Source organism: Prevotella intermedia ATCC 25611 = DSM 20706 (genome assembly GCF_001953955.1).
Taxonomy (GTDB): domain Bacteria; phylum Bacteroidota; class Bacteroidia; order Bacteroidales; family Bacteroidaceae; genus Prevotella; species Prevotella intermedia.
In genome coordinates, this window is sequence record NZ_CP019301.1 from 475797 (window position 1) to 491046 (window position 15250).

The 15250-nt window shown below is 43.2% G+C and carries 11 protein-coding genes and 1 pseudogene; 4 read left to right on the forward strand and 8 right to left on the reverse strand.

Annotation, left to right across the window (positions count from 1 at the left end):
- The first annotated feature begins 83 nt into the window (after window positions 1-83).
- Window positions 84-551 carry an anaerobic ribonucleoside-triphosphate reductase activating protein gene (nrdG, locus tag BWX39_RS10660; protein ID WP_028905725.1) on the forward strand — a complete coding sequence of 156 codons (468 nt, stop codon included), beginning with the start codon at window positions 84-86 and terminating at the stop codon, window positions 549-551.
- Between the two features lie 361 nt (window positions 552-912).
- Here the strand turns inward: nrdG and BWX39_RS10665 are convergent, their stop codons facing one another.
- Window positions 913-2205, reverse strand: a complete 1293-nt coding sequence (locus tag BWX39_RS10665) for an ATP-binding protein (protein ID WP_028905726.1) — start codon at window positions 2203-2205, stop codon at window positions 913-915.
- Window positions 2206-2886: 681 nt separating this feature from the next.
- A complete protein-coding gene (gene rbr, locus BWX39_RS10680; RefSeq protein ID WP_028905728.1) occupies window positions 2887-3540 on the reverse strand; it encodes a rubrerythrin in 654 nt (217 codons plus the stop codon).
- A gap of 553 nt (window positions 3541-4093) precedes the next feature.
- On the opposite strand from rbr, the gene BWX39_RS10685 reads away from it, so the two are divergent.
- A complete protein-coding gene (locus BWX39_RS10685) occupies window positions 4094-5071 on the forward strand; it encodes a virulence RhuM family protein (protein ID WP_028905729.1) in 978 nt (325 codons plus the stop codon).
- A gap of 730 nt (window positions 5072-5801) precedes the next feature.
- Window positions 5802-6266 (forward strand): MaoC family dehydratase, encoded by a 465-nt coding sequence (locus tag BWX39_RS10695; protein ID WP_028905730.1) that lies wholly within the window; start codon window positions 5802-5804, stop codon window positions 6264-6266.
- A gap of 206 nt (window positions 6267-6472) precedes the next feature.
- On the opposite strand, the gene pflA is transcribed toward BWX39_RS10695, so the two are convergent.
- The 6 genes and pseudogenes from pflA to BWX39_RS10725 form a co-directional block, all read right to left on the reverse strand.
- Window positions 6473-7264 carry a pyruvate formate-lyase-activating protein gene (gene pflA, locus BWX39_RS10700; RefSeq protein WP_028905731.1) on the reverse strand — a complete coding sequence of 264 codons (792 nt, stop codon included), beginning with the start codon at window positions 7262-7264 and terminating at the stop codon, window positions 6473-6475.
- 234 nt (window positions 7265-7498) lie between these two features.
- Window positions 7499-9745, reverse strand: a complete 2247-nt coding sequence (gene pflB / locus BWX39_RS10705; RefSeq protein WP_028905732.1) for a formate C-acetyltransferase — start codon at window positions 9743-9745, stop codon at window positions 7499-7501.
- A 526-nt stretch (window positions 9746-10271) separates the two neighbouring features.
- Window positions 10272-10694: pseudogene (locus tag BWX39_RS10710) on the reverse strand (ISL3 family transposase); the annotation flags it as partial.
- Window positions 10695-10849: 155 nt separating this feature from the next.
- Window positions 10850-11407: a 30S ribosomal protein S16 gene (locus BWX39_RS10715; RefSeq protein WP_028905734.1), complete on the reverse strand. Its 558-nt coding sequence runs from the start codon at window positions 11405-11407 to the stop codon at window positions 10850-10852.
- 147 nt (window positions 11408-11554) lie between these two features.
- Window positions 11555-12838 (reverse strand): zinc ribbon domain-containing protein, encoded by a 1284-nt coding sequence (locus BWX39_RS10720; protein WP_028905735.1) that lies wholly within the window; start codon window positions 12836-12838, stop codon window positions 11555-11557.
- A gap of 63 nt (window positions 12839-12901) precedes the next feature.
- Window positions 12902-13627, reverse strand: a complete 726-nt coding sequence (locus BWX39_RS10725) for a glycoside hydrolase family 25 protein (RefSeq protein ID WP_028905736.1) — start codon at window positions 13625-13627, stop codon at window positions 12902-12904.
- Window positions 13628-13926: 299 nt separating this feature from the next.
- Between BWX39_RS10725 and BWX39_RS10730 the strand changes: the two genes are divergently transcribed.
- Complete coding sequence (locus tag BWX39_RS10730) at window positions 13927-14799, forward strand: hypothetical protein (protein WP_028905737.1); 873 nt, start codon at window positions 13927-13929, stop codon at window positions 14797-14799.
- Window positions 14800-15250: the final 451 nt, after the last annotated feature.

Below are 15250 nucleotides of genomic sequence, written 5' to 3' on the forward strand. Positions count from 1 at the left end.
TTCAAGGATTTATATTTTCGTTGAGAGTGTGTGCATACTGCGTTTGAGCAGTGTGCACACCATTTTAATTACAACTTCTTCCGATGCTTAAATTCGTAGACACCGACATCGTTTTCCAAGAGTTTCCCGACGAGGTTACGTTGGCTATCAACCTTTCCAACTGCCCTTGCCGCTGCCCTGGCTGCCACAGCACCTTTCTTTGGAAAGATGTTGGCAACCCTCTTACAACCGAGGCAATAGAACAAATGCTGGCTGAAAACAGCGAGCGCATTACGTGTATCGGCTTTATGGGCGGCGATTCCGAACCCGAAGCCATCGACAGCCTGGCTGCCTATCTGCGGAAACACCACGCCGAACTGAAGGTTGGCTGGTACACAGGGCGCACCACGCTGTCGCCCGATATTCAGTTGCCCCACTTCGACTACATCAAAGTGGGTCCTTACATTCGCCATTTGGGCGGATTGGACAGCCGCCGCACCAATCAGCGTATGTATCGGATAACGAACGAAAACAAGATGAACGACATTACAAACTTGTTCTGGAAAAAATAAAAACCTACCTTCAGCCACCCACATTGCTGCATTGAAAAGCGCAGAAAAAGCCAATGCAAAGAGCAGCTCTACAATCAAAAGAAAACCCATAAAACTGTAAAGATTTATCCAAACAGAAACTTTCACCTAACACGCTCGCTATCAACGCATTGCAAAACCTATTGTTTTGCATTCCAAAAGTGGCTGTTTTGCACGGTAAAAGAGTAGGTTTTGCGTTGCAAAACAGCCGCTTTCGCAGTGCCAAACCGAAATTAGCGTTTTCTTAACGAATTATCTTTACAAAACAGCTACTATTCTCAGAAGTTACCTTTACAAAAGGAAAGGAAAATAAAATCTCCGAAAAGCATCAGCAGTTTCAGCCTTAATCCTTCAAACAAGCCAATGGAATAACCTTTACTCCATCGGGACGGGTATAAGCCATCTGCCCTCCTGTCATAACAATCATTAGGTCAGGTTCGCGCAAAGGAACTTGTTTCTCTGTTTTGTTGTGTTCTTTTATTAAACGTTTTATCTCCAATAGATGCTTCGCACCCTCCTCTATTTCACTACTACCTAACTTACATTCAATGAGCGCATACCTGCCATCTGACAAGTGAAGAACAAGGTCAGACTCTAAACCGTATCTATCCCTATAATAAGAAAGGTGGCTATCGAAATCTGCTGCGTATACTCTCAAATCGCGGACGCACATCTGTTCAAAGATAAATCCGAAGGTTTTCAGTTGCATTTCAAGTCCATCAGCATTGATATTCATAGCAGCAACAGCTATGGAAGGGTCGGTGAAACAACGCTTGGGTGCGCTGCGAATGGCACTTTTGCTTCGTATGGCAGGGCACCAAGCATCAATATCTTGAATAACAAACACCTTCTCCAAGGCTTCGATATAATCGTCAAGCGTTCCTTTTGATATTTCTGCATTTTCTGAACCTATCACATCTGCCAAGATATTTGTTTTCTTTGCCAACGTGCTGATATTCCTTGCATACGAACGTACGATTCGTTCAGCTATCTTAGGATTGCGTTGTTTCCCATCTACAGCAGATATATCTTGATTGCAAACGCTCTTTACATAGTCCTTTGCAACTACCATACTTGCCTCAGCACTCAAGTGAAGCGTTGCAGGCCAGCCTCCCCGACAAGCAACACGAATCAGTTCTGGAATATCCAATGCGCTATTTGCACCATCAATATCATAATTTGGATTATTAAACAACTCGTATAACGAAACCGTACCCGAAGAGTCTTTAGACTCCCAAAGGCTCATAGGGTACATCATCATTCGCGTAATGCGACCAGTACCTGTATGTCGGATTTTCGTCTTATCAACCGTATTGCTTCCCGTTAGAATAAATTGTCCAGGAGCACCACCAGAGTTATCTATCGCCATACGGACTGCGTCCCAGATAACTGGTGCATCTTGCCATTCATCTATCAGCCGAGGCTGCTCGCCCTTTAAAAGGAGAGAAGGCTTTATCGATGCTGCTGCAAGATACTCGTTAGCCTTATCGGGGTCTTGCATCTTTACAACACTCCGCGCTTGTTGTTCGGCAGTTGTAGTCTTGCCCGTCCATTTTGGTCCTTCAATCAAAACAGAACCAAAGGCTTTAAGCCTATCACGTAGCATCTTATCTGCTACTCTTTCGTAGTACTCCATATACTTTAATACTTAGAAAAACACTGCAAATATACATATATATAATTGATTAAACAACATAATGTGCGTTTTTGTGGCATTTCAATGTGCACTTTTGCGGTGTTTCAATATGCACTTTTGTGATTCGCATACACCATTTATAAGATTGGCGAACACTGATAAACAATGCTTCATATTGTTGTTTTCTTACTTAGAAAGGGAAGACTGACCATAAATATTAAGCCTTTTCTTAATAGAAACTCAGACAAAAACATGCTCATAAAACTGTAAAGATTTATTCAAACGGAAACTTTTGCGTAACACACTCGCTATCAACGCATTGCAAAACCTATTGTTTTGCGTTCCCAAAGCGGCTGTTTTGCACGGTAAAAGCGTAGGTTTTGCGTTGCAAAACAGCCGCTTTCGCAGTGTCAAATCGAAATTAGTATTTTTCTTCGGAATTATTTTTACAAAACATGAGCGATTTTGTAGGTGTTTTCTCATCGCACAACTTCTATTCGCTCTCCCACTCGATAGGTGGCAGAAGATTTAGAAGGAAAAGGCTTATGGAGTGTTGTTACAAAACAAAAAAGCGAAACGCCGTATGCAGCGTTTCGCTTTTTTGTTTCGTTTGCGATGAACCGACCGTCCGAAGAAAGAGAAATCGGAACATCGGCATCGCACGTTCGTCGCATCAGACGATTAGTAGTTCTCTGCCTTTACTTCAAAGAAACTCTTTGGGTGAGCGCAAACTGGGCACACTTCGGGGGCTTTCTTGCCAACAACGATGTGGCCGCACTGGCGGCATTGCCAAATTGCTGAACCATCTTTAGCAAACACAGCCTCGTCTTCGATGTTCTTCAACAGCTTGCGATAACGCTCTTCGTGCTTCTTCTCGATAGCACCAACGCTGCGGAACTTAATTGCCAATTCTGGGAAACCCTCGTCCATAGCGTCCTTAGCCATTGCCTCGTACATATCGGTCCACTCGTAGTTCTCGCCGTCAGCAGCGTCCTTCAGATTCTCTTCCGTGCTTGGAATGCCTGCATCGTGCAACAACTTGAACCACAACTTAGCGTGCATGCGCTCGTTGATGGCTGTTTCCTCGAAGAGAGCAGCAATCTGCTCGTAGCCATCCTTGCGAGCCTTGCCTGCATAATAGTCGTACTTCATACGTGCCTGACTCTCACCTGCAAACGCAGCCATAAGGTTGGCTTCGGTCTTTGTACCCTTGAGGGCAGCACCGTTGAACTCTTTGAACTTGTCAGCCTTTACGTGGCAAACTGGGCATTCAGCTGGTGCCTCTGTTCCTTCGTGCATATAGCCGCACACGGTGCAAATAAATGTCTTCTTCATAATGTTTTTGTTTTTATATTAAATGTATCTTTGTTCGTGGGCAACTGGGTCGTTCCTAAATACTGTTATTACTTTTTAAAAAAGAAACAGACACAGTTCGTCTTCCTTGTCGCCCTTATTTCATAATCCTTTTACCTTATTGGAATAAATCCAAAATATCTTGTTCGCGTTGCAAAAGTACGAAATATATATTGCAACAAGTAACAATTTGCAACTCTTTTTCGCCAAACAGCTATGTTTAGACAGTGGCTAAATAAGATACACACCACGTAAAAGGCACTACACTTTGGGTGTGTAAACAAGTGCATTAGGCTGTCGCAGTACTGAATTTCGTTCTGTTTTTCATACCCGCACCGCTTCTTTTCGTAGTCGCTACACCTTCCCACCTTATTATATATACACTTTTCAGAACCTCCCTACACTTTGCGCAGTCATAAAATCGCCTGAACAATCTTCGTTTATATCTATTAAAAAGACTACCTTTGTAGTGGAAATTCAATACGTTACGAACGTAAAGGCATCATCGTTAGGTGTTAATGGTTAGTAGGTGGATATGGAAGAAAAGAATAAAATCATCATCTATACAGACGAAAGTGGTTCGACAAAGTTAGACGTAAGGCTTGAAGACGAAACCTTATGGCTCACCCAAGCTCAGCTATGCAGCTTATATAAAACGAGCAAATCGAATGTAAGTGAACACATAAAACATATATTCGAGGAGGACGAACTACAAGAAGATTCAGTTGTTCGGAAATTCCGAACAGCTGCCGCCGACGGTAAGATGTATCTAACTACCTTCTATAACCTTGATATGATTATTGCCTTGGGGTATCGTGTGCGCAGTATCATAGCCACTCGCTTTCGCCAATGGGCAACACAACGCCTGAAAGAATACATCACAAAAGGCTTTACTATCGACGATGACAGGCTGAAAGAGCTTGGTGGAGGCAGCTATTGGAAGGAGCTTTTAGACCGTATTAGAGATATTCGGGCAACCGAAAAGGTGCTGTATCGACAGGTTTTGGAAATCTATGCAACCAGTATCGACTATGATCCACGTGCTTCTGTATCGCAGACATTCTTCCAAAAGGTGCAGAATAAAATTCATTATGCAATTCATAAGCATACGGCAGCCGAGCTAATTGTAGAACGTGCTGATGCCGAAAAGGAATTTATGGGTCTGCTCACCTTTAAGGGAAACCAACCAACTCTGTTTGAAGCGCGTACAGCCAAGAACTATTTGAACGACAAAGAGCTTCGGGCAATGGGACAATTGGTGTCTGGATATTTAGACTTTGCAGAGCGACAGGCTGAGCGCGAACAGCCTATGACAATGGAAGACTGGGCAAACTATTTAGACAGAATACTTACAATGTCGGGCGAACAGCTTCTGAAGGATTCTGGAAAAGTGTCGCACGCTGAAGCAATAGAGCACGCAACAATTGAATATCGTAAATATAAGCAACGCACTATCAGCGATGTGGAACAAGATTATCTCAACTCCATCAAACAATTGGGGGATATAAAATAGTTCTTGGCAATTTGTATGGAAAATTGTTTTCTGCTATATCCAACGACAGTGGAAACATAAATATCCTTGCAAACTATAAATCACATTACGAAGAATCCCTGTTTCTATGTTTATTGGTGTCATTTATTAGAAGGAATAAATACCCTCAAGGGTGTAACTGTCTCCTATATTTATATAGCCATAAAGGTGTAAATATTTTTCACAAGAACATCTATCGCATAACTACTTCGCTATCAGCGTATTGCAAAACCTATTGTTTGGCATTCCAAAAGCGTAGGTTTTGCACGGTAAAAGTGGCTGTTTTGCATCGCAAAACCTACGCTTTCGCAACGTCAAATCGAAATTATCGTTTTTCGTCAGAATTATTTTTACAAAATAAAGGTGGTTTCCTTGTAAAATCACCCTATATACACTGCGGATATGCGGACAGGGTGTAGAGGAGGAATTTATTCTGTTTCTTATAGTAATGCTGGCGTTTCTTTATAACAATGTTGCTGTTTCGTTGGTGTTAGGAAGGTGATGAATCATACCTCTGCTGCACGTACTTCAAAACCATTATATAGGAAGAAGAACAGCGTAGCTTTTGTATGGGTGGCTATGGGAGGGGTTAAAATTGCACACTTAACACATTATTTGTGCAATTTTAAGAGGAAAGAGTGATGCAGAGGTGGCGAGATTAGGAACTTTTTTAGTATCTTTGTCGGCAAGTAACAAAGATAAGAAGAAAACAATGGAGAAACTAATAGTAAACAACTACGAAGAGTTGGCAAGTTATTTGGGCAAGAAACTCGGTGAAAGCGAATGGTTGGAAGTTAATCAGGAGCGCATCAACCTTTTTGCCGATGCTACTTTAGACCATCAGTGGATACACGTAGACACGGAGCGTGCGGCGAAAGAAAGTGCTTACAAGACCACGATTGCGCACGGATACCTTACACTTTCGCTGCTGCCACACATGTGGAACCAAACCATTGAGGTGCATAATCTGAAGATGATGGTGAACTACGGTATGGACAAAATGCGCTTCGGACGCCCTGTACTCGTGGATTCGCGCATTCGTTTGGTGTCTTGGTTGGAAAGCATCGAGAACTTGCGAGGCATCTGCAAGGCGGGCATCAAGTTCCAAATAGAGATTGAAGGCGAGCGCAAACCTGCCTTGGAAGGCGTTGCCACCTTCTTGTATTACTTTGAATAATTTTCTTTTCCGTTCCTCGAAAAGTGCGTTTTGCTGCCGTGGCAATGCTTCGATGAGTTCGGACATTGCTGATTTGGATCTGCGAAAGTTTTGACTTTTCGGCTGAACGATAGTCGGTTACGACAATAAACAAAAAAACTTCGATAAACCAAGTGTTCGGTTTATCGAAGTTTTTTCGTTATATCAATATTTTAGTTTTACAGGTTTTACACCTTTCCCTCTAATATCTGCTGTGCGTGCTGCACTTGTTCGGGTGTAGGTTCGGGTATTCCTTTCAGCGTGTAGGGTATGTTAAGGTTTTCCCATTTGTAGATACCGAGCGTGTGGTAGGGCAACACTTCTATCTTCTCTACGTTCGTCAGCGAGGCTATGAACTCGCGCAAACGCAGCAGATACTCGTCCTTGTCGGTTATCGTAGGCACGAGTACGTGTCGAATCCAAATGGGTTTGCCGATTTCAGACAGATAGCGTGCGCAGTCGAGAATGTTCTCGTTGCCCCACCCTGTCAGCTTTTTATGCTCGTCGGTGTCGATGTGCTTGATGTCGAAAAGCAGCAGGTCGGTATATTGCATCAGCTCTTCGAACTTTTCGAAAAACGCTCCTGTACGGCGAAAAGGCTGCGCCGATGTGTCGAGACAGGTGTGAACGCCCTGCGCTTTTGCCTTGCGGAAGAACTCGATGAGGAAGTCCATCTGCAACAACGACTCGCCCCCACTCACCGTTATGCCTCCGTTTGCGCCCCAATAGCTTTTAAAGCGAATGGCTTTCGCCAAGAGTTCGTCGGCTGTCATCAGCTGGTCGGAATGCGTATCCCACGTGTCTGGGTTGTGGCAATACTGGCAACGCATGGTGCAACCTTTCAGAAAGACGATGAAACGAATGCCTGGCCCGTCTACCGAACCGAACGATTCGATGGAGTGAACCCTTGCAAGTTTCTTGCCGTCGGCACGTTCCGTATTCTCTGTATTGTATTCTATTGTGGGTATTTGTTCTGTCATAATGTTCTTTTTTCGTTCCTCAAGAAGTGCGTTTTCGCACTGTGCAATGTTCAAAAGGGGATTTCATTGCTCCTTTAGCTTGTCGGAAACGCTCTTGCAATTAGCTGTTTCGTGCACCGTATCAACCATTCTACACGAAAACGATGCTGTTTCAACGTAAAAAAATAATTGGGCTAAACCTGTCAGCCCAATTATTCTTTCGGTCATATATATTATATATATAATGTGTATTGCTTACATCTTGCCGTGTGCCTGACGTGCAATAACGTCTTCTTGCTGCTCGCGGGTAAGGTCGATGAACTTAACTGCGTAACCGCTGACACGGATAGTGAAGTTTGCATACTCTTCCTTTTCTGGATGTTCCATAGCGTCGATGAGCTTTTCAACACCGAATACGTTTACGTTCAAGTGGTGTGCGCCACGGCTGAAGTATCCGTCCATTACACCAACGAGAGTGTTTGTGCGTTCCTCGTCGTCCTTGCCCAATGTGCTTGGAGCAATGGTCTGTGTATTTGAAATACCGTCGAGGGCGTATTCGTAAGGAAGTTTTGCAACTGAGTTCAACGAAGCCAACAATCCGTTTTGCTCTGCACCGTAAGATGGGTTTGCACCTGGAGCCAAAGGAGCACCCGATGGACGACCGTCTGGCATAGCTGGTGTGTACTTGCCATATACCACGTTTGATGTGATGGTCAAGATACTTGTTGTTGGTTCAGAGTTACGATATGTGTGGTGTTTCCTAATCATTGTCATGAAGGTCTTGAGCAACCAAACAGCTATTTCGTCTGCTCTTTCGTCGTCGTTACCGTAACGTGGGAATTCGCCTTCGGTCTCGAAATCGAGTGGGAAGCCTGTTTCGTCGCGAACAATCTTAACCTTTGCGTACTTGATAGCGCAGATAGAGTCTACCACGTGGCTGAATCCTGCAATACCAGTTGCGAATGTACGGCGAACGTCGGTATCGATAAGAGCAAGTTCTGCTGCCTCGTAGAAGTACTTATCGTGCATGTAATGGATAAGATTCAAGGTGTTTACGTAGATGTCTGCAAGCCATTCCATCATATCCATGAACTTAGGCATGAACTCTTCGTAGGTAACTACGTCGCCTTCGATTGGGCGAAGTGCTGGACCGCATTGCTCGCGTGTCTTGTGGTCTACACCACCGCTGATAGCGTAAGTCAAGCACTTTGCAAGGTTTGCACGTGCACCGAAGAACTGCATTTCCTTACCTGTCTGTGTTGCAGATACGCAGCAGCAGATTGAGTAATCGTCGCCCCAAACTGGACGCATAACCTCGTCGTTCTCGTATTGGATAGAGCTTGTCTTAACAGAAATCTTTGCAGCGTACTTCTTGAAACCTTCTGGAAGAGCTGGAGAGTAGAGTACTGTGAGGTTAGGCTCTGGAGAAGGACCCATGTTTTCCAATGTATGGAGGAAACGGAAGTCGTTCTTTGTTACCATGTGGCGGCCGTCCATACCAAGACCAGCTACTTCGAGAGTTGCCCAAACTGGGTCGCCAGAGAAGAGTTGGTTGTAAGATGGGATACGAGCGAACTTCACCATGCGGAACTTCATAACGATATGGTCGATAAGTTCCTGTGCTTCAGCCTCGGTCAATGTGCCTTCTTGGAAGTCGCGGTTGATGTAAATATCGAGGAAAGTAGATATACGACCAACTGACATGGCAGCTCCGTTCTGTGTCTTGATAGCTGAAAGGTAGCCGAAGTAGAGCCACTGAACAGCCTCACGAGCATTGTTTGCAGGTTTTGAAATGTCGTAACCGTAAATCTTCGCCATTTCCTTCATCTCGTACAATGCCTTGATTTGCATTGAGATTTCCTCGCGCAGACGGATAATATCGTCTACCATAACGCCGTCGCCGCAGTTTCTAAGGTCTTTCTGCTTCTCTTCTATCAAGAAGTCTACACCATAAAGAGCCACACGACGATAGTCGCCTACGATACGACCGCGGCCGTATGTGTCAGGAAGACCAGTAAGAATGTGGTTGTGGCGCACGATTTTCATCTCGTCTGTGTATGCGTCGAACACACCATCATTGTGGGTCTTGCAATATTTTGTGAAGATTTCGTGGAGCTTTTCAGAAGGTTGGTAGCCGTATGTAGTACAAGCCTGCTCTGCCATCTTGATACCACCGTATGGCATAAACGCACGCTTCAAAGGCTTGTCGGTCTGCAAACCCACCACCTTTTCAAGGTCTTTCAAGCTTTCGTCGATATATCCAGCACCATAAGCAGTTGCGCTTGACACGATTTCAGTTTCCATATCGAGAACACCGCCTTTGGCGCGCTCTTCCTTTTGGAGTTCTTTTAGCTTGCCCCAGAGTTTGTTGGTTGCCTCTGTTGGGTCTGCAAGAAATTCTGCATCGCCATCATAGCCAGTATAGTTTGCCTGAATAAATTCACGCATGTTTACTTCATCAAGCCACTTGGTGCCTGAGAAACCTCTCCATTCTTCTCTCATAACAGTATTGTAATTTAGTAAATTTTTAACCAAGTGCCTCAGAAAGGCACAAAGTCGTTTGATTAATTCTCAATTTTTCAAGTGCAAAGGTAGGTTCTTTCCGTATTTATTACAATACTTACTTATCGGTATTTTGAGTTGCACATGTTTTTCGAGATGTGCAAAAATGGGGTGTTTTTGCTATTTATATACCTATTTTTAGGTATTAAGGCTATTTTATTACCCTGCAAAATGCTATCTATACCTTACAAAATACACCTCTTTCCACAACCCGCATGCCCATTTATAGGTATTTTTAACTTATTGTCTCTTTATTCGTTTTTTCTGTTTCATTAAAGAAGCAGCTACCTTTCACTATCTTCCTGTTTCACATTAAAAACCCCATAGCATTTTTCTTCCACTTCTCTGCACCTATATTCTATATATAATAAAGGTATGAAAAATCGCAACAAAACACTATCACACCCTACCAAGCATAATACGCTGATTATCCTAAACCTACTCATCCTGCCACCACAAAACAGGTTCATCGCATAATTGCGTTGGTTTCATCATATAATCCGAGCAAAATTAACTCGAAGTATTTCTCATCTCTAAATCCATATGCCTTTCTCTTTATCATTTTTATCTTATTGTTTATTCCTTCGACTCTTGCATTGGATATTTGGTAATCATACCATGCTGATATTCCAGTTCTTCTGGCCATGAGTGAAGCCGCAGCCTTCTTGAAACAATAGAGCTTACTCTCTTGTGCCTGTCTGCACCAATACTCTAATTGTCCCAGAGCCTCTTCCTTGTTTTTCTGCATCCATATCTGATCTATGTCCTCATACAGGTAATATGCAGTAGCCAAGGGGTTGTTTGTTTCTAATATATTATCCAATCTCTTCTTATACTTCTTATCTGATTTTTCAGGATCCTTCCTCAGCAGTATCCATCTATTACCTTTTTCACAATGCCAAAGCACAATTATCATTTTTCGATAAAATAATCTTTACAAAACAGAAGGAAAACTTAATATTTGCCAACACTATATGAACACAAAAAAAGACTGCAAATCTGAAATTAGATTTGCAGTCTTTTTTATTTCTGTAAAAGAAGTTTTTAAGCTTCAGCAGGTGCTTCAGTTTCTTCTGCTGGTGCTTCAGCTTGAGCAGCAGCTTCTGCTTCTGCAGCCTTTGCAGCCTCTTCCTCAACTTTTGCAGCAGCCTTCTTTTCAGCTACTTTCTTAGCAATAGCCTCGTTAGCCTTCTTTTCTTCTTCGAGATTCTTTGCTACACTTGCTTTCTTCTCGTCGGCAGCCTTCTTTTCCAATGCTTCTTTTGAAGATTCTTTTTCCTTCTTCCAAGCATCAAACTTCTGCTGGCATGTAGCTTCATCGAATGCGCCTTTCTTAACACCGCCACGAAGGTGCTTCATCATATAAACGCCTTCACCTCTGAGTAGGTTGCGAACAGTGTCGGTTGGCTGTGCGCCTACCTCTAACCAATAGAGGGCACGGTCGAAATTCAAATCTACTGTGGCAGGATTGGTGTTAGGGTTGTAAGTACCAATCTTTTCAGTAAATTTACCATCACGTGGTGCACGAACGTCTGCAATTACAATTCTGTAAACGGCATAGCCTTTACGACCTCCGCGTTGCAATCTGATTTTTGTTGCCATAATTTGTTTTTTATTCTTTTAATTAGGTTTGAATTTAATGCCATTATCTCGTAATAGCGGGTGCAAAATTACATTTTTCTTTTCTATCTACCAAACAATCTGATAATTATCTTACGCATTTTGCCATTTACCACAGCTTTTTTCTTACTATTCAGACTTTGGCGTTGGCGCAGCAGCTTGCAATATCCAATTAATAGAAGTTATCTTTCCGTTTTGCATTTGCGCCTTGATTGTGTATCTGCTGGAGCCTGTTCCACCTTTTCTTTCTATTACCAAACGAGCAGGAATGGTAATTGTCTGTATGGTTCCACCACCTTCTTGCTTGTCGGTTGTAGCCTTCATAGCAGTTCCAAGATGCCACATTACATTATTAACGTCTGCCTGATAGAGCTTTTCACGCATATACTTTGCCACATCAGCCGTTGTTGCGCCACCCGCACCGAGGAAGTTAAACGAGGGTGCCACTACCTCTTGAATCTTGGAAGTACTCTTGCTGTTGATGCCTTGCAGGAACTTTCGCACAGCTGCAACTGCGGCTTTTTCCTCGCTTGGCGTCGATGTGTTGTCGAGCATCACCTTCAATTTCTCGTCAGCCTCCTTGGTATGGATTCCTTTTGGAAACTTTTCTCTGTAACCAAGATAAGCAGCTTCTGTATTCAAACTTACAACTTCGTCCCAATACAGTTCTTCTATTTTCTTCAGAATTTCGTCCTTATGCGGTGTGTCGGGGTGCGCCTCAAGATATGCTTTGTAAGCTGCAATGGTATTTTGCTGAACCACGTGCCCCCATTCTTCGCTTTTCTGCTTGTCTTGGTTCAGTAAGTTCTTGATGCTATTGATGTGTGCCAACGGAGCGTTTGGATAGTCTTCCAAGAACTGTTCCATTACTTGTTGGTTATTGCTCTTCAATGCTATTTCGTATTCCTCGGCTTCATGGTTCTCGTTACCTTTATTATAGAAGAACAGAAGAACGGCACACATGATAAATGCGATAAGCAAAGATACGAAAAGAGCCGTATGGTTGTTTTTTGCTGCAGGTTGTACTGTGTTGTCTACTTGCTCCCCTTCAGTGGGCGAAACTCTCTTTTGCTGTGCTTTCTGCTCTTGAACTGGCGTAGCTTTAGGAAGTTCTTCTTCGACGACAGGTTCTATCTTGATAGGAGCAACAGGTTCTTCGGTATCGTTAGATACAGCTTCTGCCACTACCTCCTCGTCATAGTTGTCAAACACATCTACGATATCGCTTTTCGTTGTGTTGCCATTTACAGGTTCAGAGTGGTGGCAATTCGGGCAAACAACGTCTTCCTTCAGATAGATTTCGCCACAATGGAAACACTTTACGAGGTGCCCCGCAATTTCTACTCCACAACTTGGACAAACTGGTGCTTTATCGCTGACTTGATGTCCACATTCAGGACACTTTATAATCATTGCTATTGAATTTTAATTTTACAGTATCGTTAGTAAGTCAATGTGTATGGGCTACTTCCTTATTTAATAGTAGCGCACATTCGTTTTCCGTCGGGAGAAGCGAATTTCACGCATACTGTGCCGCCCCATCAGTCGGCTTTTGTCTACATAACCACGCACTCCGTTTATATACCCCTTACCCGTGTACTGCCAGGCAAATATATCTCGACCATCGTTGAGTACTGGCTCCCGAGCCGTGTACTGCGCTATGAAAAGCTTATAGCCTGTGAGCGAGCCTATAAGATGCTTATTGTAGAAATTGGTATATGTATAAACCAATGGGCGAACGCCATATTCTTTTGTCATTAAATCCAAGAACTTCAGCAAGCTGTCTTGCAACGCATAGTCGCTCAGTCCGCCTGTGGTCTCTATATCGACCATCGGAATCAAGTCTTGGTCTTGCGGACGGCACTGCGCACGGAAGTTATGCAACTGTTCCAATTGCGGTGTCTGAGGACGGTAGAAGTGGTAAGAGCCCACATTCATTCCGTTTCGCTTTGCTGCTTGTATGTTCTCGTAATACCTGCGGTCTATCAAATCCCTGCCTTCAGTAGCCTTCAAATAAACATAGTTTAGCTTATGGTTGCTGTTAGTAGCTACTGTTTCCCACCACACATCGCCTTGATAATGGCTCATATCAAGTCCATGCACGTGGTCGCACGTATCCTCACATTGTATATTATATTGCGCCTTGACTCCTAAAAACGAAAACATACATAGGACGACAAGTATATATTTTCTTCTGCTCATATCTGCAAAGATACTACTTATAATTGATTTGCGAAAGGCATACCGCTCTTAATTAATCGTTTACTAAAAATTTTAGTATTATTTTGCATGTAATTTGCAAGAAAGACAACCGAACAGTGGCAACGAAGAAAACAGACTTACTTCACGCATCAGCTTCCAAACAAGAAAACCACCTTTAGGGAAAATCCTCCCCATATTAGGGAAAATCCTTTTCAACAATGCAGGAAAAAGCGTTCCTTTGCACCATAAGACGTAGGTTTTGCCACACTATATAACGAAAAAAGAGAGGAGAAAGAATTATGAAGAAGTACATAATTGCCTTAATGGCACTATTTACAATAGCAACATCAGCCCATTCAATGAGCTACGAACAGGCTCGTGCACAGGCACTGTTCTTGACCGACAAGATGGCATACGAGCTTAATTTGACAGAAGAACAGTACGAAGCTGCATTTGAAATAAACTTAGACTACCTGATGAGCATAAGCAATGCAGACGACCTCTACGGTGCATATTGGAGGCATAGAAACCTTGACTTGAGCTATATACTATTAGATTGGCAGTACCGCTCTTTCATCGAGGCTTCCTATTTCTACCGTCCGCTTTGTTGGGACGCAGGCTATTGGTGTCTCAGTATCTATTCAAGATACCCACGCCGCGACTATTATTATTTCAGCAGACCACGTGTTTACGCAGTTTACAGAGGCGGACACAGTTGGCGAATGAATGGCGGGCGCAGCTGGTATAATGGGCGCAGATATGTAACCTACAACGATAGAGAACGCTATTTTGGTATGCGCGACAGCTACCAGCGCGGATATTACGAACAGGATTACCAATATATGAACAATGGTTATCCACAAACGGACAGAACGAGGAGTTTCGGTAACCAACAAGAGAGAAACTTTGGTGGCAACAGGAACTATGGTTTCAACGACGCTCCAAGAAGAAGTTCTACACGAACAACCGTATCTCACGGCGCAAGCCGATTTGGAAACAACACAGGTTTCAACACGTTTGGAGGCAGTCGCAGCTATGGAAGCCCTTCTAACCGCCCTGTTCCAAGTAGGTCGTTCACCCCTTCAAGAAGCGGCAACCGCTCGTTTGGAACGCCAAATAGTGGCTTCGGAAACTTCAACAACGGCAATTCGCAATTCGGTGGCCATAGATAAAAGCAAGCCTTACAGCTTGACCATACACAGATATAAATAAATAATTGATAGGTAGTAACATTTTTCAGCGACAAAGGAAAAGTTAAAGTCGCATTTAAGAAAGGTTATGTAGAGAGGAACTCCATGCGATATGGTGTTCCTCTTGTTTTTTATTCACTTAGCGCAACACAGACTACAATAAAAGCACGGAGCCATTACAAACGGTTCACAGTCCTACTTCAGAACTGTAGAAAATTAATGGAAACACCCCTTTTTATGAACAAAAAGAGAATAACAAAAGTGTAAATATTTTTCACAAGCCCAACTATTGCATAACCACCTCGCTATCAAGGCTTTGCAAAACCTATTGTTTTGCATTCCAAAAGCGTAGGTTTTGCACGGTAAAAGCGGCTGTTTTGCATCGCAAAACCTACGCTTTCGCAATGCCAAATCGAAATTATCATTTTACCAA

Excerpts from the sequence above, each read along its gene's own strand:
- BWX39_RS10715 (WP_028905734.1), bottom strand. The coding sequence starts at position 11,407 with ATGGCAACAAAAATCAGATTGCAACGCGGAGGTCGTAAAGGCTATGCC.
- BWX39_RS10685 (WP_028905729.1), top strand. The coding sequence starts at position 4,094 with ATGGAAGAAAAGAATAAAATCATCATCTATACAGACGAAAGTGGTTCG.
- BWX39_RS10730 (WP_028905737.1), top strand. The coding sequence starts at position 13,927 with ATGAAGAAGTACATAATTGCCTTAATGGCACTATTTACAATAGCAACA.
- pflB (WP_028905732.1), bottom strand. The coding sequence starts at position 9,745 with ATGAGAGAAGAATGGAGAGGTTTCTCAGGCACCAAGTGGCTTGATGAA.
- BWX39_RS10695 (WP_028905730.1), top strand. The coding sequence starts at position 5,802 with ATGGAGAAACTAATAGTAAACAACTACGAAGAGTTGGCAAGTTATTTG.
- BWX39_RS10725 (WP_028905736.1), bottom strand. The coding sequence starts at position 13,627 with ATGAGCAGAAGAAAATATATACTTGTCGTCCTATGTATGTTTTCGTTT.
- nrdG (WP_028905725.1), top strand. The coding sequence starts at position 84 with ATGCTTAAATTCGTAGACACCGACATCGTTTTCCAAGAGTTTCCCGAC.
- BWX39_RS10720 (WP_028905735.1), bottom strand. The coding sequence starts at position 12,838 with ATGATTATAAAGTGTCCTGAATGTGGACATCAAGTCAGCGATAAAGCA.
- BWX39_RS10665 (WP_028905726.1), bottom strand. The coding sequence starts at position 2,205 with ATGGAGTACTACGAAAGAGTAGCAGATAAGATGCTACGTGATAGGCTT.
- pflA (WP_028905731.1), bottom strand. The coding sequence starts at position 7,264 with ATGACAGAACAAATACCCACAATAGAATACAATACAGAGAATACGGAA.
- rbr (WP_028905728.1), bottom strand. The coding sequence starts at position 3,540 with ATGAAGAAGACATTTATTTGCACCGTGTGCGGCTATATGCACGAAGGA.